The organism is Roseateles sp. GW821-FHT02E12, assembly GCF_059421665.1.
The window spans coordinates 519,999-539,137 of sequence record NZ_JBWKVK010000004.1 but is presented as its reverse complement, the minus strand read 5'-3'; the positions used below and the strand labels follow the sequence as shown (position 1 = coordinate 539,137).

The following is a 19,139-nucleotide window of genomic DNA, read 5'->3' as shown; positions in this document are numbered from 1 at the left end:
GCCGGCGGCCAGCCCCCTGTCGCCGTGTTCCGCTGCGCCCGCACCGCCTATGTCTCAGCTCTCGGAGAACCCATGATCGTCCAGCCCATCGACTATTTCCTGATCGTCTGGTTCGCGCTCGCCGGCCTGAGTGCGGCCTACGTGGCATGGGACCAGTTTCGCCACAACCCCGAGCCCGTGGTGATGAAGTGGGGGTTCGTGCTGGTGACCCTCTACATGGGGCCGATCGGGCTGCTGCTGTACGTGATGGCGGACAAGGAGCCTGCGCCGGGCGAGCACGAGGTCTTCATCAAGCCGCTTTGGAAGCAGGGCGTGGGCTCGACGATCCACTGTGTCGCAGGCGACGCGACCGGGATCATCCTGGCCGCGGTCGTGACGGCATCGCTCGGGCTGCCGATGTGGGTCGACTTGATCGTGGAGTACGTGGCGGGCTTCGCTTTCGGCCTGTTCATCTTCCAGTCGCTGTTCATGAAAAACATGATGGGCGGCAGCTACTGGGAGAACGTGCGCAAGTCGTTCATGCCCGAGTTCATCAGCATGAACGCCATGATGGCTGGGATGGCGCCGGTGATGACCTTGCTGATGATGGGTCGGGACATGCGCGCCATGGAGCCGACCGAGATGCTCTTTTGGGGTGTGATGTCGGTGGGCGTCATCGCCGGCTTTGCGATCGCCTACCCCGTCAACGTCTGGATGGTGTCCCGGCAGATGAAGCACGGCCTGATGACGCAGCGCGACAAGGCTCATGACGAAAAGGCGCCGAACGCGCCCACGAAGCAAAGCGCCGAGAACACGCCGGCCTCGATGGCACACCAGGACCACGCGGGCCACGGGAAGCATGTGGCCGAAAGCGCTGGACACGAGAAGGCCATGGCCCCGGCCAGTCGTTCTTCTAACCATGGAGAACACGCGAAGTCGGAGGGTTCCGAAACCGGTCAAAGCGGTGCATCACAAGGCGCCTCGCATGGCGGACAACATGGCGCTCATGCCATGCAGCCTCAGGTGACGCGGCCGCAACTGGTGACGGTCAGTCTGTTCACTACGTTGATGCTGGCCGGCGGCATGACCTTCCCGGCGATCTTCGTGAACATGCGACTCTCAGCGCGTGACGTCCAGGCGTCGATCATGCCGCCGGGGATGAAGTCCTTCTGGGACACGCCAGGCGAGGCCATGCGCGACATGGCGGCAGTCCATCCGCGTCTGGTCCAGCACGAGCCGCCTGCCGACGCGCGTGGAGACCGCCCCCTGTTCGAACGCAATGAAGACGGCGTCAAAGTGTTTGAGCTCGAGACCGGGGTCGTGCGCTGGAACGTGCTGCCCGACGTCAAGGTCGAGGGCTACGCCTTCAACCAGCAAATCCCCGGCCCACGCATCCGCGTCACCGAGGGCGACCGGGTGCGCATCAAGGTGACCAACCGGCTGCCCGAGTCGACAACGGTGCACTGGCATGGGCTCATCTTGCCCAACGGCATGGATGGACCCGCCAACATCACTCAGCAACCGATCCCCCCAGGTGGCAGCTTCACCTACGAGTTCACGACGGAGCAGGCGGGCACATTTTTCTATCACACGCACGATCACGCAGACCGTCAACAGGCGCTGGGACTCTATGGCGCGCTGATCATCGATCCCAAGCCGGGATCACCGGCTGCAACCGAGCTGCGCGCCGACAAGGAATACGTCATCCAGCTGCAGGAGTGGCTGCAGCGGGAAGGCCTGACGTACCCGGCCATGCTGATGGAGGGCGGGTTGCCGAACTACTTCACCATCAACGGCAAGGCCTTCCCGTCGACGGATACCGTCACGATGAAGGTAGGGCAGACGATCAAGTTGCGCTTCATCGGCACCAACAACAATTTCGTTCACCCCATGCACGTGCACGGCGGGCCGTTCACCGTCGTCGCCCGCGATGGCTACGACCTCAAACCAAGCGCGCGATTCGAGGCGGACACTGTCAATGTGGGCCCTGGCCAGCGCTACGACGTGCTCTGGACGGCGCGCCGCCCCGGGGCGTGGCTGGTGCATTGCCACATCCCCCATCACACGACCAACAACAACGTCGAGCACCACGGAGGCGGCGGGCTGATGATGGTGTTGAATGTCCGAGACTGATCGGAGACAGCAGGTGCAGGACATCCCCACCCAGGCTTTGCCCAACGCTCAAGCCAGACCTCGCGTCACCGATATCGTCGACTGCGTCGTCATCGGGGCTGGGCCGGCGGGACTCACCGCCGCCATCTACCTCCGACGATTTCACCGGGACGTTCGGGTGATCGATGCGGGCGAGCCGCGCGCCGGGAAGATTTCCCGGTCTCACAACGTTCCAGGGTTTCCCGATGGGATCGCGGGCCACGAACTGCTGCTCCGGATGGCGGTTCACCTCGAACGCATGGGCGGCGTCGTCACCCGAGGCGAGGTGCAATCCGTGATTCGGGTCGAAGAGGGTTTGTTCGAAGTGGGGCTGGAAGAGTCGACTCTGCGATGTCGCTTTGTGCTTCTCTGCACCGGCGTCGTCGACCGGCCGGCTTCCATACCGGGCGCTGACTTGGTTGAGCATGCCGACCTGATGCGCTACTGCCCCGTTTGTGACGGCTATGAGCACACGGGCAAGCGCATCGGCGTGCTGGCCAACTCTGCCCACAGCCTGGCCGAGGCCAAGTTCCTGAAGAACTTCAGTGATTCGGTGAAGGTCATCCCAGTGGAGGGTTGTGTGGAATCCATCGGGGCCCAGGCAGCCGAGTTGGGGCTGGAATGTCTTGCCGGCCTTGCCACTGAACTGTCTGTGGATCCGTCAGGCAGCGTGATCGTCCAGGTGCGGCGAAGCCATCAGCAAAGCGTCGACGTCCTGTACTCGGCGCTTGGAGTAGATCCCCGCGCGTCACTGGCCTTGTCGCTGGGCGTCAAGCTCGATGATCGGCAATGCATCGTCGTCGACCACCATTGCCGAACGAACGTGCCCAATGTGTATGCCGCGGGAGACGTGGTGAGCGCGCTGGACCAGATCAGCGTTGCCGTGGGCCATGCCGCCATCGCCGCCGCGTCGATCCACAACGCCTTGGGCTCAGCGGACGCATCTGGGAAGTAGGGCAGGGCGCGCGTGCAGCGTCAGGCTGCGCATGGGCAGGTAGGTCTCTGTGGGTGGTGCCACGGCGGTGTCACCGTCCGGCGTCACCATCCGGCCATGCTTGACAACCTCGCCTCGCGCTTTTTCGCATGTGCGGCACCGGTGCTGCTCACCGCTCTGATGGCTCCGGTTGCCGGCGCGGCGGAGTCTCGTGCCGCGTCTGAGTGTCGGAGCACCGTTTTGAACGACGAGGAAGCGGAGGCGGTATGCGCGCTGCCGACGTTTCAGACCGACAGGGCAGTCCGCTTTCAGGCGCGTTTCCTTGGCAGCCACGACGACAGCGTGGTGTCGCTTCGTGTGGTCACGCTCAGTGGCGCCCCTGTCACCTGCAAGGAGGGGAGCAAGACAGAGTCGCGCTTTGAGGATGGCGAAGTGACGCTGGAATGCGCCGTCACCTCACCGGTGCCGCGATCCGGCGGCGAGCTGAAGGTCAAGATTTCCATGCATCACCTGCAGCTTGACAGGACGGAGCTGCTGATCGACTGAAGACCGCGATTCACGGCGGTAAGACTCCACAGCGTTCAGCCGCCCAGGGTGCGGTCCTGCTTCTGGAACCAGGCGAGAGCGCTGTCGAGATGCGATGGGTCAAAGTCTGGCCAGAGTTCGTCCACGACATAGATGTCGGCATAGACCGATTGCACGGGCAAAAAACCGCTGAGGCGACGACCGCCGCCCCAACGCACGATCAACTCCATGCGCGACACCTGCTCGGAATGCAGCTGACCGGTGCGCAGGCCATCCAGGTCCCACTCCCAGCCGTAGTTAACGAGGAAATTGACCTTGATGCCGCCTGCGCACCGCTGCCGGTAGCCGGCCAGTTCGGCGGGGAACTGGGATGACCGCTCATCGCCGACAACGAGAAGGGCAGCACCACGGCGGACGATCTCTTGCGCAAAGGCCACGCAGGCCGACCGAAAGTGTTCCGTCTGTGCGGTGGGCCGGCGGGTGTTGTCCTGGGTAAATCCGTAGACCGACACCTCTTCGATGCCGAGGCGTTGGCATTGCTCGAAAAGCGATAGACCGGGCTCGATGCCATGCGCGTAGCCAGCCTCCTTCGGCAGTTCGTTTCCAACGGCCCAGCGGCGGTTGCCGTCGGGGATGAAGCCAATGTGGCGGGGAAGAACCATGCGGGTCAGCGTCGAGAGGTGAAAGGAGGAATGCGGAGCGTCGTCGCGCCGTGTGTGGCGCTGGATCGCGTCCGCGCTGGCGCAGGTCAAGAGTGGCGCATTGCCGGCTCCGTGTAGGTCAGCATCAGCAAGCCGAAGATCAACAACGGTAGCAGCCAGGCGTCCCTCAGCCTGGCCGGAGAGTCCTGAGAAGCTGTTGCGCCGGGGGCTTGGCGAGACGCGGCGGATCTCGTCATGAGGACCTCCGCACCGCGTGCCGCCGCGGCCGTGAACAGGGCGATAGCAAAACCGCGGTGTTGGACTTGCATTAGCGCCATCGCGGCAGCATCAGCTGATCCACCGTGTTGCGCATGGGCAGCAAAGACAGTTGCCGTCACCGCGAGGGCCATCGGAACTGCGAGCCGCCAGATGGGGGTCGACAGCCGGCCACTCAGCACCAACGCCTCCACTACGCCGGCGACGAACAGGCTGCCGCCCTGCAGAAGGTGTTGCCGCGTCTCTGCTGCGTAGTTCACGGGTACGGCATCGCCATGGATCCAAACATCGGCCACGGATTCCAGGCCGTAGCCGACGAACAGTGCTGGTAGCAGCCACGGGATCCACTGCCAGCGCCAAAGGCCGCTCGCTCGGACAAGCATCAGCAGCGAGACCACTACGAAGGCAGCACCTCCGATCCAGTGAACTTGTTCCGAAGTGAGATCCATGCTGGCTCCTGGGCTTGAGGTTCAGGCCTGCGTCCAGACCTGATGCGCAGCATCTGCAATTCGCACGCCAGCGCGAGCCAGCGTCTCGTGGCTGGTTGTGGCCGAAAAGCGCCGATCCAGCGGCGCGTGTTCTCCTGTCATCGGTCAGGACCGAGACACGTATGGCGTGCGGGATCTGGTGCAGCAAGTTTTCCCGGCTCTTGGAAGTTCTCCGCTGAGTTCATCAGCGCCGGGACATCGTCACGACGCTGACTTGTTTGCTCGTCTCAGGGCTGCTTGACGAGCTCGAGCTTCAACCGCACGTCTGCTTGGCCCTTGTTGCTCCACGTCCAGCAGTACACCTGCTCACTCGTCACGTTCAAGGTGCCTTTGGACGAGGTGCTTCCATCCTCTTTTGCAGGAAAGCGCACGGCCTTGTCCTCGTGGTAATGGATGTTGAAGTTCGTCGGTGCGCTTCCCTCAAAGGTCCATTGCACCTGCGCGCCCGGTTTGAGCCCGTCGCACACCTCAGCGAACTTGGCAGGCGCTACGGTCAACTGGTGCTCGTAGCGCCCATTCGCGTCCCAGGTGACCTGGATGAGTTCGGCTTTCGCCCGCGGTGCGGCAACGATCAAGGCTGCAGCGGCGAGGAAGTAGAACGGACGGCGCTTGGAGTTCATGGGGGTGGCCTTGGAGTGGGTGGAGGTGAGGGCGGCGTGGTTGGGTGCGCTTCGTCATGCGTGTGGTGGCCGTGGCGGTGCCGCCATTCGAGCCAGCCGGCGAAAGAGCACACGGCTACCGCGCCGACTAAAGCCAGAAGCAGCACGACGGCTTCCAGTTCGTAGGTCATGTCGTCTACCGGATGCACGGCTGCGACTGATGGGTTTGCTATTGACCAGGGTCGATGGCGGGAGCCCGTGCACGATCTCCCTTGCGCATCGCGGTATCGCTGCCTGGGGCGTTGATGCTGGATTTCATCGAGGTTCCTTTCTGGCTCAAAAGGTCATCGATAGGAGTTGAAGACACGGGTGCCGCCGTCCTTCGCCACGAGCAGCACGTCGTAGGCTGCCTTGACTCCACCGCTTTCCATGCCGGGTGAACCCAGAGGCATCTCAGGGACGCTCAGACCCAGCGCGGCAGGGCGCTCGCGAGTGAGGCGCAGGATGTCCGCGGCAGGCACGTGTCCTTCGACGACATAGCCGTCGATCCTTGCGGTGTGGCAGGAGCTCAGCGATTCCGGCATGCCGAAGGTCTTCCGGAAGAGCGCGACGTCCGCCACGATGCGTGCCTGCACAGCGAAGCCGTGATCCTGCAGATGCTTGATCCACTTGCCGCAGCAGGAGCAATCGCGGGTGCGCCAAACCTCGATGCTGGGTTGGGGAGCGACTGCAAAGGATCGAGACGACACGCCGCCAAAGATCGCCACGCCCAGGGCGGCCTTCATGCTCAGTCGCAGGAGCTCGCGGCGTGATGCCCCGGCCCCCTGATGCATCTGCGAGGACATGCCGGCCTCAGTGCTTGTGGTCGGCGTGGCCATCGGCCTTGGCGGCGGTGGGCTTGCTCGAACCCTTTGCGGCGGCGACGGTGACTGCACCCTTCATGCCGGCGTCGTAGTGGCCGGGCTGCAGGCAGGCGAAGTCGACCTTGCCGGCCTTGGTGAATTGCCAGATGACCTCACCGGTCTTTCCCGGCGCGACGGTGACCTGGTTGGGGTCCGAGTGCTCCATCTCCGGGAACTTCTTCATCAGCTCGTAGTGCTCCTTCAGCTCGGCTTGAGTGCCCAGCACGAACTCGTGCTTGACCCCACCGGAGTTCTTGACCACGAAGCGGACCGTTTCGCCCTGCTTGACGTCCAGGCTGGACGGCGTGAAGCGCATGTTGTCGGTCATGTCGACATTGACGGTGCGCGTGACCTTGGCGGCTTTGCCGGCCTCACCGATGGCGTCGCTGTCGCCGTGGCTGTGAGCGTGGCCGTCGGCAGCCTTGGCGCCAGCTTTGGCGGCCGGCGCGGAAGCGGCATGGTCTACGCCGTCATGGGCCTGGCTGGCGAGGGGGGAGAGCGCGACAAGCGCGGCTGCGATGGCGATGAACGACTTTTTCATGGGAACTCTCTTCTGAACTGATGAACGGAAAGGGAAGTGGTGCGGCCGGGCCTCTACGACCCAGGCTGTTTTCAGTGGTTGTGACCGGAGCCGCCTGTGGGCTTGCGGATCTGGACCTCGATCTCTCGCGGCTTGTTGCGCTTGGACGGCGGCATGGATTGGCCGCCTTCGCTCGCAAAGCGGGCGGGCTCCGGCATGGAGCCGGTCCATTCGAAGGCGTTGGTGCCCTTGGGGTGCTTGAACCAGCCCGGATCTTTGTAGTCCCCCGCCTTCTGGTCGGCGCGCACCTTCACCACGCTGAACATGCCGCCCATCTCGACGGAGCCGAAGGGGCCTTCGCCGCCCATCATCCGGGCGGTGTTGTCGGGGATGGGCATCTCCATCTCGGACATGTCTCCCATGCCGCGCTCACCCATCACCATGTAGTCGGGGATCAGCTTGTTGATCTCCTTGACCACGCCGCGGTGCTCCACGCCGATCATGGTGGGCACGTCGTGGCCCATCGCGTTCATCGTGTGGTGGCTCTTGTGGCAGTGGAATGCCCAGTCACCTTCCTCGTCGGCCAGGAACTCGATCTGGCGCATCTGGCCCACCGCAACGTCCGTGGTGACCTCGTACCAGCGCGTGGACTTGGGAGTCGGGCCGCCGTCGGTGCCGGTGACCAGGAACTCGTGGCCATGCAGGTGGATGGGGTGGTTGGTCATCGTCAGGTTGCCCATGCGGATGCGCACCTTGTCGCCCTTGCGCACGTTCAGCGAGTCGATGCCCGGGAAGATGCGGCTGTTCCACGACCACAGGTTGAAGTCGAGCATCGTCATGATCTTGGGCGTGTAGGCACCCGGCTCGATGTCGTAGGCGTTGAGCAGGAAGACGAAGTCGCGGTCGACTTCTTCGATCAACGGGTGCTTGGCCTTGGGGTGCGTCACCCAGAAGCCCATCATTCCCATCGCCATCTGCGTCATCTCGTCGGCGTGCGGGTGGTACATGAAGGTACCCGGCCGCCTCGCTACGAACTCATAGACAAAGGTCTTGCCGGGCTCGATGGGCATCTGATTGAGGCCGACAACGCCGTCCATACCATTGGGCAGGCGCTGGCCATGCCAGTGGATGGAGGTGCGCTCGGGAAGCTTGTTGGTCACGAAGACGCGGACGCGATCACCCTCGACGACTTCGATCGTCGGGCCGGGCGATTGGCCGTTGTAGCCCCAGAGGTGCGCCTTGAAGCCCGGCGCCATTTCGCGCACCACGGGCTCAGCGACCAGGTGGAACTCCTTGACGCCGTTGTTCATGCGCCAGGGCAGGGTCCAGCCGTTGAGCGTGACCACCGGGTTGTAGGGACGGCCGGTGTTGGGCACCAGCGGCGCCATGGTGTCGGGTTTGTCCTGCAGCACCGGCTCAGGAAGCGCGGCCATCGCCACGCGGCTCACGCTGGCCGCAGTCACAGCCACGCCGGCGCTGGCGCTACCGATCAGGAAATTGCGTCGATTGGATGTCATGGTGGGGTGTTGGGTTCAGTGACTGATCAGTGCGCAGCGGCGCCTGAGCGGCCGGGCGCAGCCTCGGTCATGCGGCTCATGTCGGCACCGGGCGTTCCGAGGAGTTCGGCCTGCAGACCTGCGTCGGCCAGCCAGAAGTCGCGCTGGGCATCGATGGCCTGAGACACGCTGGTGATCTGCTCGCGCGCATCGGCCAGCAGCTCGAACACGCCAATGAGCATGCCGTTGTAGCGAAGCACGTTCTCCTCGGCGATGGTCTTGCGCAGCGGCACGATTTCGTCGCGGTAGTGGCGCGCCAGGTCGTACGCGGTTCGGTAGGCGCTGTATTGCTCGCGCACGCGGGAGTTCGCCTGCACGGCGATCTGGGCCGTCCGGTTCACGGCAGCCATGTAGGCGGCCTGCGCGCCGGCTCGGCGGACATCACCGAAGTCGAAGATCGGCAGCGGCAGGCTGACGTCATAGCCCTTCTGCGGCGCGGCTCCGGTCGCGCTGTTTCTCGACACCCCGATCTCCAGCGCGTTGACGACGCTGGTGACCCGGGTGAGGCCTTGTTCCCGAGCGAGGAAGTTCAGGCGCGAACGTGCGAGCTGCACATCCAGCCGTTGGTCTAGGGCGGTACGGGCCACACTGGCCTCGTCGCGCGGCGTCTTCGGCAGTTCTGGCAGCCGATCAGGCAGCTTCAGCTGCGCCGCCTGCGCGTCGTTCAGGCCGAGCACGCGGATGAGGGTTTCGCGGGCACTACGCTCGGCATGCTGGGCGCGGGCCAGCTGCGCTACGGCGTCTGCCGCGAAGGCCTGCTCGCGGGCGCGCTGCAGCTTGCTGTAGTTGCCCACGGCCTGCATGCGGCGGGCCAGTTCGGCGCTGGCATCCGCAGTCGCCTTGATCTGCTGTGCATACAGGAGGGATTGCTGGGCTGCGACAGCGTTGACCCAGGCGCCCCGCGCCTCATTGGCGGCCTGTACGACGCTGCCGGCCAGCGACAGGCGAGTCATCTCCTGCTGGTAGCTGGCCATGCGCAGGTGGGCTGGCAGCAGGAGCAGGTCGAGCACCGAGAAGCTCAGGACGCGATTGATTTCGAGGTCCCGAGTGCCGCCCTCATTGCGCACCAGCCGCTCGAACGCGAACACCGGATTCGGCAGCCGGGCGCTTTGCGTGGCCGCGGCGGAGTCGGCAGCCGCTTCGTACAGCATCGCTTGAAGTGACGGGCTGTAGGCCAGCGCGATCTGCACGGCGTCGTCTGCTCCCAGCGGCCGGGCCAGGCGAGCATCGAGGTCGGACTGAGCCTGCTGACGTGCTTCGTCCGTCGTGAGCCAGCGGGCCACGGCACCAGATTGCTGGCGTCCCAAGTCGCGGGCCGCCTCGAAATTCTGGTTGATCGAGGTGCTTGCGCAGCCACTGAGGACCAGGATGGCGGCCAGGGCTGCGACCGCGAGCTTGGGGCTGCGACGCAGTCGTGACGTGCGCTGTTCAGCGCCCGAATATGGCGTGGTTGATGTGGTCATGCTCAGTGGTGGCCGGAGTGAGAGCCCGATGCGGGGACGGACGCGGGCTGAGCCGCGGGCATGGCAGGGGATTTCGCAGCCCCGGCAGGCGGGGGCTTGGGTGTAGGCGACACGGGTTGACCTTGCATGGGCATCGCGTGACCTTGATGCGGTGATGCCTTACCTGGCGCCGACGCGCTGCTCGGCGTGCTCGCAGCCGGGGCAAGGGGTACGACTTGCCCAGCAGCGGAGGGGCCACCTTCTGCCGGCATCTTCATCCCACCATGGCTCGCGGGCATCGCGTCGTTGGCTGATGCCGGCGCAGGATTACCCCCCTGGGCTTCCTGCGCATACGCCTGCCAGCCGCCAATCTGGCGAACCAGGTCGTTGGACTGTCGCCAATTGGTGACCGGCTGCTCGGTGAATGCGCGGTAGCCCTCGAAGGCCGACCGATAGGTGGCCGAGGCGCCGGACGCAGCCTTGGCAGGCGCGGTGCTGTTGGTCTGGGCAGCGGTTGCGCTCTGCTTGACCGCCGGCGATGTAGTGCTCTGCGCGCTGGCAGGGCCGGCCAGTGCCGAACTGGCCAACGCTGCAGCGATCAGCACGGTGTGGTGAGGTGACATGAAATTCCTGCTTGTGCGAGCAAGGCGCGCCGAGGATGGACACACGCTTGCCAGGGAAGGGGAGATCGTTTCGGCGCGCCGGATCTGGCGGCGCAACGACTGGGTCGGTCGGGGCTCATCCAGCTCGCGCACGGCGTGTGCAGGCATGGCGGCGCCGCGCCGGCCCGACCGGCGCTTCAGGAGCGCGACGTTCGTGGCGGCCGCTCGGGCCCGCTCGTCAAGAAGGCAATGGGCGCCTGCGAAGTCCAAGCCATAACGCCCTGGATGGGCACCGCCTCATCGATGATCAGGGTGCGCGATGGCAGCGCGGCGATCGTGCAGCAGCTTGCGCAGACGCTGCACTTCATCTTTCCTGGCTTGCTCAGGTCATGATGCCCGCCACCGTGCTCATCGTTCGGCTGGCTGCTTGAACCGCCGTTAGCGGCGTGATCATCGGCGGGATGGTCGTGGCCGGCATGGTGGTGGCCACGCGCTTCGTGGCCTTCGCCGCCCGCAGGGGACAGGCTGTCGGGTAGCGAGCCAGAGGGTGCCGCGGTCGACTGCACGACTGAGGCAGCGCCGATCGACACGTGGTGATGGTCTGGGCCGCAGCACAGCATCGATGCAGACGCCCATCCCTGCATGGGAAGTGCGAGGGCAAGGAGCCACATCAGCGCTGATCTGAGCCAGGACCGCATTCGCAAAGTCTAGTAGAGCGTCTCGGAAGAGGCATCTGTCCGGGCTGCCTGACTTGCACAAGGCAGCCCACGGTCATAAGCCCAGGCTGATTCAGCGTGCCACCAGCTCCGTCACCTTGATGGCGCCGTCGACGCGGTCGGCCTTGAACTTCACGGCGTCACCCACCTTGAAACCGGAAAGCGTGGCAGCGTCGGCGCGGAACACCATGGTCATGCCCGGCATGCCGAGGTTGTCGATCGGGCCATGCTTGATGGTGACCTTGCTCTGCTCGACATCGATTTTCTTGATCTCGCCCTCGGCGAAGCTGGCGCCCTTGGCTGCGGGCGCGGTCGCCTGCATCGGTGCCGATGCGGCGTCGCCTGCGGCCAGCGCCCACGGGGCGATCGCACCGAGGGAGGCAATCGTCAGGACGGAGAAGATCATTCGGATGGACATGGATAACTCCTGGGAAGCTTGGCTGTTGCTAGGAACCCGCGGGTGCTTGTTCCTCTGGGCGCCACTTTATGCACTTGGCTGGCACTTGAGGGTGACTGCAACATTACGAATTCGTAATGAAAGCCAGGCGAGCCACAGCGACACTTCGACGATGCGCATCCTCGTCACCGAAGACGAGCCTCGGCTCGCGGACTACCTCAAGAAGGGCCTGACCGAAGCCGGCTACGTCGTGGACGTGGCGAACAACGGCGTCGACGGCAGCCATTTGGCAACGGAGGGCGACTACGACCTCATCGTGCTGGACGTGATGCTGCCCGGCATCGACGGCTTCGGGGTCCTCCGGAAGTTGCGTGAAACGCGCAACACGCCGGTGCTGATGCTGACAGCGCGGGACAAGGTCGAGGATCGCGTCCAGGGACTCAAGGGCGGCGCGGACGACTATCTCGTCAAGCCATTCGCGTTCAGCGAGCTTCTGGCGCGCGTGGAGGCGCTGCTGCGACGTGGCGGTGCGGTGACGTCCCAGCCGCTGACGTCGATGCGGCTGGGCGACCTTGAGCTGGATTTGGCGCGGCGCAAGGCGACGCGTGGGGGCCAACGCTTGGACCTGACGCCCAAGGAATTCAACTTGCTCACGCTGATGCTGCGCCGGCAGGGAGAGGTGCTGTCCAGGACGGTCCTCGCCGAGCAGGTCTGGGACATGAATTTCGACAGCGAAACGAATGTCGTGGACGTGGCTGTGCGGCGTTTGCGATCAAAGCTGGATGACCCGTTCGACCAGCCGCTGTTGCACACCGTCCGCGGCATGGGCTACGTTCTGGAAGAGCGCTGATGGGCGGGTGCTGCGATTCTTCGCCGGAGCCGTCCCTCTCCTTGCGCGAGACCATATCGCTGTCCATGCGTTCCATCTCGGGCCGATTGACGTTGGCGGTCGCCATCGTGGGGTTGGCGGTCTTCGTGGTGGTGGGATCGATGCTCCAGTGGGCTCTGCGGCGTGAGCTGGAGCGCATGCGCGACCGCGATCTCGATGGCCGGGCCGACGTCGTTGCCCATTTTCTGGACGAGGTCGAGGCAGGGGACGATCTTTCCGAACTGCGGCATCACCTGGACGACGTGCTGATCGGCGATGGCCAACTGCGCATCTGGTTGATCGCGGACTCAGGCGCCGTGGTCTATGGCGGCAAGACCCGACCTGCAACTCAGCCTGCAGATCCCAACGCCCCGGTGGGAAAGCTGACGATCTGGCGCGAGGACGGCGTGGCGTTGACGGGGCGGTCATTTCGCGTCAAAGCGCATGGCCCTGTGCCCGACGGCATCGCGCTGATTGGTGTCGACACTCGCAGCGACCAGCGCTTGCTCAGTGCGTATCTGGGCGCTCTGGTCTTTGTCTGCGGGCTGGGTGTGGCAGCGCTCTCTGCGCTGGGCGCATGGGTGGCGAGGCGCGAACTGCGGCCTGTGCGCGAACTGTCCACGGAAGCAGCCGCGATTTCGCCACGAGCGCTGTCGTTGCGACTGTCGTCCCAGGGCGTGAGCGTCGAGCTCGAAGACCTGGTCGACAGCTTCAACCGTGCGCTGGACCGGGTGCAATCGGCCTACGAGCACCTGGAAGCGTTCAGTGCCGACGTCGCGCATGAGCTGCGAACGCCGCTCACCACCATGATCAGCGCCACGGAGGTCGAGCTCGCCCGAGAGCGCACGGTCGCAGAGCTGCGCGACACGCTGTCTGGAAACCTCGAGTCCCTTCACCAGTTGACGACGATGGTCAACGACATGCTGTTCCTTGCGCGCGCCGACCAGGGTGGCACGGCGCAGACCTTGGTAGTCACGGATCTGCGACTGGTCGCGGGGCAGGTCGTCGAGTACTTCGACGCGGTGCTCGACGAGCGGCTTCAGCGGGTCGATATCGTCGGCGAGGCTCAAGCGCCTGTGAATGCTGCTCTCGTCCGACGCGCGCTGGCCAACCTGTTGAGCAATGCGAGCCGATACACGCCGGCCGGCCGAACCATCTCGATCCAGCTGAGCACGGTGGCAGCGACCTCCAGCGACGAACGAGTCGCCATCACCGTGGTCAATCCTGGTGAGGGCATCGACCCGGTGGTGCTGCCGCGGTTGTTCGAGAGGTTCTTCCGTGCGGACACATCGCGCCAAGGATCTGCCGAGCATCACGGGCTGGGACTGGCCATCGTCCGCGCGATCGCGCGCATGCATGGCGGGGATGCCTTTGCCGCGAGCGCAGGCTGCATCACAAAAGTTGGCTTCACGCTCCGCACCGCAGAGGCGAGCCCGTTGCCTGGCGATGGGGCCATCGAGCCGCATGGAGACCCATGACGAAATCGTAATCCGCGCGTTGGCCTGGCGTCGGTGCCCGGTTCCTAGAGTTCAAGCGTGCTTCGGGCACTCAACCAACGAAAGGAACACACATGAAGACGCTCATCATCACCACCACGCTGGTCGCCGCACTCGCAGGCATCGCCGCGCCGGTGCAGGCGCGTGACGCGCTGGAAAACGCCGTCAAGACGACGATCGAGCTGCAGGACGGCTCGACGCTGTACGTGTTCAAGGACGGCAAGATGGCCAGGGAAGACTCCTTCGGCCGCGCCGTCTTCCTCAAGGCCGGCGAGACGCTGAAGGCCAAGGACGGCCGAGAGATCAAGGCCGTTGGCAACGAAGTTGCACGCCTGGATTCCCTGTTGCGCGAAGGTCACGGCGGCTGACGTCAAGTTCAGGTCGCGTCAGCTGAGACGGGCACGCAGATTGCCGAGGTTAGGCTCAACTTTCAGGAGCACACATGCGCACCCGTTTCGCCCTACCTATCGTGGTTTCCTTCATCATCGCTGTGCCGGCAGTGAGCTTCGCCCAGACTGACTCGATGGGTATGAAGGGGCAAGCTGATCAAGGCTCACAGCAGCTGCATCAAAAGATGAGAGGCGGCATGGAAAGCATGCAGGCGTTGAAGCCCACAGGCAACGTCGACAAGGACTTCGCGATGATGATGAAGATGCACCACCAACAAGCGCTGGACATGGCCGAGATCGAACTGCGCAATGGCAAGTCGCAAGAGATGCGCGACATGGCGCAGATGATCATCAGCGCGCAGAAGAAAGAGATCGCGCAGTTCGACAAGTGGCTGGCCGCCAACAAGTGACTTCGGTTCTACAGCGCTTGCACGCCGGTCCGGTTTGTTTACCTCGGAGAAAGAAGCCCGGAGGGGCTTCGCAAGCGTCCGACGATCCCGTCTTGTGGCGGATCAGTCAGCGGCCAGTGCGTGGATGATTGGGCAGCCGCCCTTGGTTACCCCCGTGTCGCATTGATGCAGCAGCGCCGTCAGCGCTTTGCGCATCGCTTTCAGGTCGGCTAGCTTCTCTTCGATGACCTGCAGCTTGTGCGCGGCCAGCTCGCGTGTTTCGGCACAGGCGCAGGCCTCGTCGAGTTCGAGCAAGCTGCCCACTTCGTCCAAGGTGAAGCCCAGCACCTGTGCTCGCTTGATGAAGCGCACACGCTTGATTGCATCCGAGGCATAGCGGCGATGCCCGCTCGTCGGCTTGTCGGGTTCGGCCATCAAGCCGCGGCGTTGGTAGAAGCGGATCGTCTCGACGTTCACGCCGGCCTCGTTGGCCAGTCGCCCTATCGTCAGCTCGGTTGTCATCTGAATCCCCTTGACTCCGTACCATGGTACGGACTCTAGACTGTGCGCCATCGAATAAGTTCACCCCGGTGATGGCAATGTTGAGGATCAAGGGTTCGCTGATTGCTAGCGTGCTGGCGGCGGTCGGCGCGTCGGTATGTTGCGTCGGGCCGCTGGTACTGCTGACGCTGGGCATAGGTGGCGCATGGGTCTCCAGCCTGACTGCGCTGGAGCCGCTGAGGCCCTGGCTCCTGGCCACGACGTTGCTTTTCCTGGGCCTGGCGTTCCGGCACCTGTACCTGCGGCCGCAGGCCTGCGAACCAGGTGCTATGTGCGTTGAGCCAATCGTCCTCAAGCGCCAGCGGCTGATCTTCTGGGTTGTTGCACTGGCACTCCTCTCGTTGTTGTCTGTGCCTTGGTTGGCACCGCTTTTCCTCTGAAGGGACTACCCATGCGTAACTTGTTTGCCGCTGTACTTGTCGCAGTGATGCCGTTGGCCGCGCTTGCCGCCACGCCGCAGACCGCCGTTCTCGACGTCCAGAACATGACCTGCGGGCTGTGCCCGGTGACAGTGAAAAAGTCGCTGGAGCAAGTGGCCGGCGTGACTCAGGTGCGGATCGACTTCGCGAAAAAGACGGCCACCGTGACGTTCGACACTGACAAGACCAATGCGACGGCATTGACCAAGGCCACGACCGACGCGGGCTACCCCTCGACGGTTCACAAGTGATAACGACCGCACCTCAATTGGAGTCGATGCTGACATGCCCGGAGTGCAGCCACGCCAAGCGCGAGGTCATGCCGACTGACGCCTGCCAGTTCTTCTACGAGTGCGAGCACTGCAAGACCGTGTTGCGGCCAAAGGCCGGTGACTGCTGCGTGTTCTGTTCGTACGGCTCGGTCAAGTGCCCGCCGGTGCAAACGCAGCGGGGCTGCTCGAGTTGCGGCGCCTGATGGGCGCCAACGGTGCGGCAGCAGCTGCAGCGGCTCATCACCGCGGCAGCGCGCTTGCCCGTATGCAGTGAGCCTGCGAACAGCCAGTCCCAACGGCCCAGCGCGATCGGTCGCGTCTGATTTTTGACGCCGTTCTTAGCTTCCATCTTGTCCAGCCAATTGCCGGTTGGACAAGATCGATAGCACTCCCAAAGCGCTTCTCAAGACGGGTTCGCTGGACGCTTGAGGGGCTTTCTACATTTCTGGGGGCAAGTTCGCGGCGCGATAGCCGAGAAACGATCAGATCTTGAAGTCGTCGAAGGCCACCCGGTCGTCCTCCACACCGAGTTTCTTTAGCAGCGCAAGCATCGCGGCCAGCATCGCCGGCGGACCACACAAGTAGAAATCGCAGGCCTGCAGGTCAGGGTGTGACTGCAGCACTCGTTCCCTCACCACCTCGTGAACCATGCCGAAGGGATGCTCCGTACCTCGCTCGTCCGACAGGACCAACTGCCAACTGAAATTGGGATAGCGCGCCGCCAGCGCCTGCATCTCGTCGACGTAGGGAGCATCGGCAACCGTGCGAGCGCCGTACCAGAAGTGGATGGGCTCTTCGGCACCGGACTCCAGCAGATCCCTCACCATGGCGCGCAATGGCGCCATCCCTGCGCCGCCGCCGATGAAGATCTTCTCCCGCTCGCCGTGGCGAATAGCGAAGTCCCCGAAGGGCCCGCTGTACTTCAGCTTGTCACCCGCCTTGAGGCCAAAGACATAGGACGATCCTTTGCCTGGCGGATGGTTCTTGCCACCCTGTTTGCCGTGGCAGAAGCGCACGAGCAAAGACAGCCGCCCGTTCGTCTGGTGGACCGGTGCCGACAACGAGTAGGACCTGCGCAACAAGCTGCCGCTGGTCCATTGAGTCGGCAGATGCAGACCGGCCCATGCTGGGCGGTGTTCGTCGGGCGATTCGATCTGGTGCTTGCCCATCTTGTAGGCCGGCACATGGATCTGGATGAACGAACCGGGCCGGTAGTCAGGGCCGAGCTTGTCCTTGGGCAGCAGCACGACCTCCCGCAAGAAAGGCGACAGCGCGCGGACGCTTTCGACTTCGGCATCGTGCACGGCCCCAAGTTCGGCACCACCGCGGACTTCGATGTCCAGGTTGCGGTCGAGCTTGAGATTGCAGGCCAGACGGCAGCCGGCTTCTATCCTCGACGGCGAAAGCAGCGCGCGATCCGCGCTGGTTGCGTCGGGAGCTGCTCCGCGCACGCGCACCTCGCACAGACCGCAGGTCTGGCCACCACCGCAGTTGGACGGCAGCTGCAGCCCTTGCTGGGCCAGCGCGGAGAACACGGTGTCGCCGGCGTGGGCACGCACGCTGCGCAGGCGACTGCCATCCGGCGCATGGATCATCAGCGCCCGGGTGCCGCGCCATCGCTTCGGTATGAACTCGGCCAGGCTGAAGCTCGTGAACAGCAACCAGATGCCGCTCAACGCCAGCCAGAATCCTCCGACGGCAGCGCTGACCACGAGCGGATTGTTGAAGTCCTGGCGTCCGCTGTAGTCCATGATGTGGAGCATCCAGAAGAAGTCGAACAGCCGCCAGGTCTTGTTACGGTGCTCCAGCACATCGCCCTGCAAGGTCAGGTAGACGGTGGTGTCTTCTGCGTCCGCGAAGACGACGCGCCACACCTTGCCGTCGTGAGCACGAGTCTCCAGCGACTTGTCGACGAGCTCCGCAGACTTCACCGTGCCCGGGCCGCGGTACGAGGCCTGCGCGAGGCGCTGAGCCAGGGCGGCATCGAGCTCGACCCGCTGGCCGCTGCGGGCGTCGATCAACTGGGTCGACTTCTCGCTGACCAGCCGGTAGACGGGGCGATCCATCAACCAGCCGGTGGAAGCCACCTGGGTCAGGGTACGTTCCTGCGCCAGCAGGCTGCCGACCGGTTGAACATCCTGAGGCCAGGGCCTTTTGGCGGCCGCAGGCGCTCGGAACTCCCGCCCTCGAACCTTCTCAGCATCCAGAAGACTCATCACCAGGCCGCTGCACATCCACAGCACGAGCTGCAAGCCGATCAGCAAACCGATCCACTTGTGAATCTTGCGCATCCAGGGGGTCATGGCTGTGCCCTCCGACGGAAGCTGTAGAACACGAGCCAGGCGCCACTCAGCGCGAACACCAGCCCGGTGCCGGCCGCGACGCGCAGCAGGTTGTTGTTGACGTCGTCGCGCGTGTCGTAGTCCATGATGTGGAACATCCACAGGAAGTCGAACCAGCGCCAGAGATCGTGACGGCGGGCCAGAAGGTCGCCGGTGTCCGGCGAGAAGTACAGCGTCGTGTTGGATCGGTCGTCGAAACGGACGGCCCACATCGGCACCGGCCGCTTTGCCACCTCCTGGGGTGCCTGCGTGATCCAGGTCACCTCGCGGATTTCAGCCTCACCCTGGTAGATGTCCTTGGCGCGCGCAACGATTTGCTCCCTTGCCAACGGGCTCAGCACATTGCCTTTTCGCGCGTCGACGAGGGTTGCCTTGCCGCCGGCACGCAGCTCGTAGACCTCCTTCCCGAGGAACTTCTTGAGCTTCATCGACTCGAAGCCGGGGCGGATCTTGGCGAGTTGCTCGATGTCCAGCCGCTCGCTGACCTGGTCGAGAGGGCCATCGAAGACATGGGCGAGGTGGTCGCCATGGATCACTTCGAGCGATATCGCGGTCATGTACAGGCCACTGACCATCCAGAGCAAGGCCTGGACGCCAATGACAAGGCCGATCCATTTGTGGGCTCGGCGCACCCAGAAGGGTAGGTTCATAGGAGATGTCTCACTGCATTTGATG

Annotated in this window: 22 protein-coding genes; 10 read left to right on the top strand and 12 right to left on the bottom strand. The window is 64.2% G+C overall.

The features are described from left to right. Nucleotides 1-72 precede the first annotated feature (72 nt). From AC07V5_RS25230 to AC07V5_RS25220, 3 genes are all read left to right on the top strand, one after another. Nucleotides 73-2,112, top strand: coding sequence for a multicopper oxidase domain-containing protein (locus tag AC07V5_RS25230; RefSeq protein WP_268149181.1), 2,040 nt, complete (start codon nucleotides 73-75; stop codon nucleotides 2,110-2,112). After that, nucleotides 2,099-3,085: an NAD(P)/FAD-dependent oxidoreductase gene (locus tag AC07V5_RS25225; protein ID WP_493164241.1), complete on the top strand. Its 987-nt coding sequence runs from the start codon at nucleotides 2,099-2,101 to the stop codon at nucleotides 3,083-3,085. Before AC07V5_RS25230 ends, AC07V5_RS25225 begins: the two co-directional genes overlap by 14 nt. A 96-nt stretch (nucleotides 3,086-3,181) precedes the next feature. After that, on the top strand, nucleotides 3,182-3,610 hold the full coding sequence (locus tag AC07V5_RS25220; protein WP_268149177.1) for a hypothetical protein: 429 nt from the start codon (nucleotides 3,182-3,184) through the stop codon (nucleotides 3,608-3,610). A 35-nt stretch (nucleotides 3,611-3,645) separates the two neighbouring features. Here AC07V5_RS25220 and AC07V5_RS25215 read toward each other — a convergent pair whose 3' ends face one another. From AC07V5_RS25215 to AC07V5_RS25175, 9 genes are all read right to left on the bottom strand, one after another. Further along, the gene (locus AC07V5_RS25215) at nucleotides 3,646-4,341 is read right to left on the bottom strand and encodes an undecaprenyl diphosphate synthase family protein (protein ID WP_268149175.1); all 696 of its coding nucleotides are present in this window, start codon (nucleotides 4,339-4,341) and stop codon (nucleotides 3,646-3,648) included. Beyond that, nucleotides 4,338-4,955, bottom strand: a complete 618-nt coding sequence (locus tag AC07V5_RS25210; RefSeq protein ID WP_492688344.1) for a hypothetical protein — start codon at nucleotides 4,953-4,955, stop codon at nucleotides 4,338-4,340. The genes AC07V5_RS25215 and AC07V5_RS25210 overlap by 4 nt, the downstream gene beginning before the upstream one ends. 266 nt (nucleotides 4,956-5,221) lie before the next feature. Further along, nucleotides 5,222-5,614 (bottom strand): hypothetical protein, encoded by a 393-nt coding sequence (locus tag AC07V5_RS25205; protein ID WP_492688346.1) that lies wholly within the window; start codon nucleotides 5,612-5,614, stop codon nucleotides 5,222-5,224. Between the two features lie 323 nt (nucleotides 5,615-5,937). After that, nucleotides 5,938-6,378, bottom strand: coding sequence for a DUF411 domain-containing protein (locus AC07V5_RS25200; protein WP_492688348.1), 441 nt, complete (start codon nucleotides 6,376-6,378; stop codon nucleotides 5,938-5,940). Nucleotides 6,379-6,445: 67 nt separating this feature from the next. Then, nucleotides 6,446-7,036: a cupredoxin domain-containing protein gene (locus tag AC07V5_RS25195; RefSeq protein WP_492688350.1), complete on the bottom strand. Its 591-nt coding sequence runs from the start codon at nucleotides 7,034-7,036 to the stop codon at nucleotides 6,446-6,448. Between the two features lie 71 nt (nucleotides 7,037-7,107). Continuing rightward, nucleotides 7,108-8,532, bottom strand: coding sequence for a multicopper oxidase family protein (locus AC07V5_RS25190; protein WP_492688351.1), 1,425 nt, complete (start codon nucleotides 8,530-8,532; stop codon nucleotides 7,108-7,110). 26 nt (nucleotides 8,533-8,558) lie between these two features. Beyond that, nucleotides 8,559-10,034, bottom strand: a complete 1,476-nt coding sequence (locus tag AC07V5_RS25185) for a TolC family protein (RefSeq protein ID WP_495118448.1) — start codon at nucleotides 10,032-10,034, stop codon at nucleotides 8,559-8,561. Nucleotides 10,035-10,812: 778 nt separating this feature from the next. Further along, entirely contained in the window at nucleotides 10,813-11,286 is a 474-nt protein-coding gene (locus tag AC07V5_RS25180; RefSeq protein ID WP_493183878.1) for a hypothetical protein, read from the bottom strand. A gap of 118 nt (nucleotides 11,287-11,404) precedes the next feature. After that, the gene (locus AC07V5_RS25175; RefSeq protein ID WP_268149155.1) at nucleotides 11,405-11,749 is read right to left on the bottom strand and encodes a copper-binding protein; all 345 of its coding nucleotides are present in this window, start codon (nucleotides 11,747-11,749) and stop codon (nucleotides 11,405-11,407) included. A 151-nt stretch (nucleotides 11,750-11,900) separates the two neighbouring features. Between AC07V5_RS25175 and AC07V5_RS25170 the strand changes: the two genes are divergently transcribed. The 4 genes from AC07V5_RS25170 (at nucleotide 11,901) to AC07V5_RS25155 (ending at nucleotide 14,891) form a co-directional block, all read left to right on the top strand. Continuing rightward, nucleotides 11,901-12,578: a heavy metal response regulator transcription factor gene (locus AC07V5_RS25170; RefSeq protein WP_492688355.1), complete on the top strand. Its 678-nt coding sequence runs from the start codon at nucleotides 11,901-11,903 to the stop codon at nucleotides 12,576-12,578. A gap of 65 nt (nucleotides 12,579-12,643) precedes the next feature. Continuing rightward, nucleotides 12,644-14,074: a heavy metal sensor histidine kinase gene (locus AC07V5_RS25165; RefSeq protein WP_495118447.1), complete on the top strand. Its 1,431-nt coding sequence runs from the start codon at nucleotides 12,644-12,646 to the stop codon at nucleotides 14,072-14,074. 92 nt (nucleotides 14,075-14,166) lie between these two features. Continuing rightward, nucleotides 14,167-14,460: a CopK family periplasmic copper-binding protein gene (locus AC07V5_RS25160; RefSeq protein WP_492688357.1), complete on the top strand. Its 294-nt coding sequence runs from the start codon at nucleotides 14,167-14,169 to the stop codon at nucleotides 14,458-14,460. 74 nt (nucleotides 14,461-14,534) lie between these two features. After that, the gene (locus AC07V5_RS25155; protein WP_492688359.1) at nucleotides 14,535-14,891 is read left to right on the top strand and encodes a DUF305 domain-containing protein; all 357 of its coding nucleotides are present in this window, start codon (nucleotides 14,535-14,537) and stop codon (nucleotides 14,889-14,891) included. 102 nt (nucleotides 14,892-14,993) lie between these two features. Here the strand turns inward: AC07V5_RS25155 and merR are convergent, their stop codons facing one another. Continuing rightward, nucleotides 14,994-15,392, bottom strand: coding sequence for a mercury resistance transcriptional regulator MerR (gene merR / locus AC07V5_RS25150; protein ID WP_492688360.1), 399 nt, complete (start codon nucleotides 15,390-15,392; stop codon nucleotides 14,994-14,996). 77 nt (nucleotides 15,393-15,469) lie between these two features. Between merR and AC07V5_RS25145 the strand changes: the two genes are divergently transcribed. The 3 genes from AC07V5_RS25145 to AC07V5_RS25135 are packed head-to-tail and all read left to right on the top strand — an operon-like array spanning nucleotide 15,470 to nucleotide 16,325. Beyond that, nucleotides 15,470-15,811 (top strand): mercuric transporter MerT family protein, encoded by a 342-nt coding sequence (locus AC07V5_RS25145; protein WP_492688362.1) that lies wholly within the window; start codon nucleotides 15,470-15,472, stop codon nucleotides 15,809-15,811. 11 nt (nucleotides 15,812-15,822) lie between these two features. After that, nucleotides 15,823-16,101: a mercury resistance system periplasmic binding protein MerP gene (gene merP / locus AC07V5_RS25140; RefSeq protein WP_492688364.1), complete on the top strand. Its 279-nt coding sequence runs from the start codon at nucleotides 15,823-15,825 to the stop codon at nucleotides 16,099-16,101. A 26-nt stretch (nucleotides 16,102-16,127) separates the two neighbouring features. Further along, nucleotides 16,128-16,325, top strand: coding sequence for a GDCCVxC domain-containing (seleno)protein (locus AC07V5_RS25135; protein WP_268149454.1), 198 nt, complete (start codon nucleotides 16,128-16,130; stop codon nucleotides 16,323-16,325). A 279-nt stretch (nucleotides 16,326-16,604) separates the two neighbouring features. Here AC07V5_RS25135 and AC07V5_RS25130 read toward each other — a convergent pair whose 3' ends face one another. Beyond that, complete coding sequence (locus AC07V5_RS25130) at nucleotides 16,605-18,425, bottom strand: 2Fe-2S iron-sulfur cluster-binding protein (protein WP_492688365.1); 1,821 nt, start codon at nucleotides 18,423-18,425, stop codon at nucleotides 16,605-16,607. Next, on the bottom strand, nucleotides 18,422-19,114 hold the full coding sequence (locus AC07V5_RS25125; protein ID WP_492688366.1) for a PepSY domain-containing protein: 693 nt from the start codon (nucleotides 19,112-19,114) through the stop codon (nucleotides 18,422-18,424). The genes AC07V5_RS25130 and AC07V5_RS25125 overlap by 4 nt, the downstream gene beginning before the upstream one ends. Nucleotides 19,115-19,139: the final 25 nt, after the last annotated feature.

What these genes read in the sequence shown, in the direction of transcription:
- AC07V5_RS25210 (WP_492688344.1), bottom strand. Translation starts at nt 4,955, where the DNA reads ATGGATCTCACTTCGGAACAAGTTCACTGGATCGGAGGTGCTGCCTTC.
- AC07V5_RS25190 (WP_492688351.1), bottom strand. Translation starts at nt 8,532, where the DNA reads ATGACATCCAATCGACGCAATTTCCTGATCGGTAGCGCCAGCGCCGGC.
- AC07V5_RS25180 (WP_493183878.1), bottom strand. Translation starts at nt 11,286, where the DNA reads ATGTGGCTCCTTGCCCTCGCACTTCCCATGCAGGGATGGGCGTCTGCA.
- AC07V5_RS25200 (WP_492688348.1), bottom strand. Translation starts at nt 6,378, where the DNA reads ATGAAGGCCGCCCTGGGCGTGGCGATCTTTGGCGGCGTGTCGTCTCGA.
- AC07V5_RS25225 (WP_493164241.1), top strand. Translation starts at nt 2,099, where the DNA reads ATGTCCGAGACTGATCGGAGACAGCAGGTGCAGGACATCCCCACCCAG.
- AC07V5_RS25205 (WP_492688346.1), bottom strand. Translation starts at nt 5,614, where the DNA reads ATGAACTCCAAGCGCCGTCCGTTCTACTTCCTCGCCGCTGCAGCCTTG.
- merP (WP_492688364.1), top strand. Translation starts at nt 15,823, where the DNA reads ATGCGTAACTTGTTTGCCGCTGTACTTGTCGCAGTGATGCCGTTGGCC.
- merR (WP_492688360.1), bottom strand. Translation starts at nt 15,392, where the DNA reads ATGACAACCGAGCTGACGATAGGGCGACTGGCCAACGAGGCCGGCGTG.
- AC07V5_RS25125 (WP_492688366.1), bottom strand. Translation starts at nt 19,114, where the DNA reads ATGAACCTACCCTTCTGGGTGCGCCGAGCCCACAAATGGATCGGCCTT.
- AC07V5_RS25160 (WP_492688357.1), top strand. Translation starts at nt 14,167, where the DNA reads ATGAAGACGCTCATCATCACCACCACGCTGGTCGCCGCACTCGCAGGC.
- AC07V5_RS25130 (WP_492688365.1), bottom strand. Translation starts at nt 18,425, where the DNA reads ATGACCCCCTGGATGCGCAAGATTCACAAGTGGATCGGTTTGCTGATC.
- AC07V5_RS25195 (WP_492688350.1), bottom strand. Translation starts at nt 7,036, where the DNA reads ATGAAAAAGTCGTTCATCGCCATCGCAGCCGCGCTTGTCGCGCTCTCC.
- AC07V5_RS25220 (WP_268149177.1), top strand. Translation starts at nt 3,182, where the DNA reads ATGCTTGACAACCTCGCCTCGCGCTTTTTCGCATGTGCGGCACCGGTG.
- AC07V5_RS25155 (WP_492688359.1), top strand. Translation starts at nt 14,535, where the DNA reads ATGCGCACCCGTTTCGCCCTACCTATCGTGGTTTCCTTCATCATCGCT.
- AC07V5_RS25165 (WP_495118447.1), top strand. Translation starts at nt 12,644, where the DNA reads ATGCGTTCCATCTCGGGCCGATTGACGTTGGCGGTCGCCATCGTGGGG.
- AC07V5_RS25170 (WP_492688355.1), top strand. Translation starts at nt 11,901, where the DNA reads ATGCGCATCCTCGTCACCGAAGACGAGCCTCGGCTCGCGGACTACCTC.
- AC07V5_RS25175 (WP_268149155.1), bottom strand. Translation starts at nt 11,749, where the DNA reads ATGTCCATCCGAATGATCTTCTCCGTCCTGACGATTGCCTCCCTCGGT.
- AC07V5_RS25185 (WP_495118448.1), bottom strand. Translation starts at nt 10,034, where the DNA reads ATGACCACATCAACCACGCCATATTCGGGCGCTGAACAGCGCACGTCA.
- AC07V5_RS25135 (WP_268149454.1), top strand. Translation starts at nt 16,128, where the DNA reads ATGCTGACATGCCCGGAGTGCAGCCACGCCAAGCGCGAGGTCATGCCG.
- AC07V5_RS25230 (WP_268149181.1), top strand. Translation starts at nt 73, where the DNA reads ATGATCGTCCAGCCCATCGACTATTTCCTGATCGTCTGGTTCGCGCTC.
- AC07V5_RS25145 (WP_492688362.1), top strand. Translation starts at nt 15,470, where the DNA reads ATGTTGAGGATCAAGGGTTCGCTGATTGCTAGCGTGCTGGCGGCGGTC.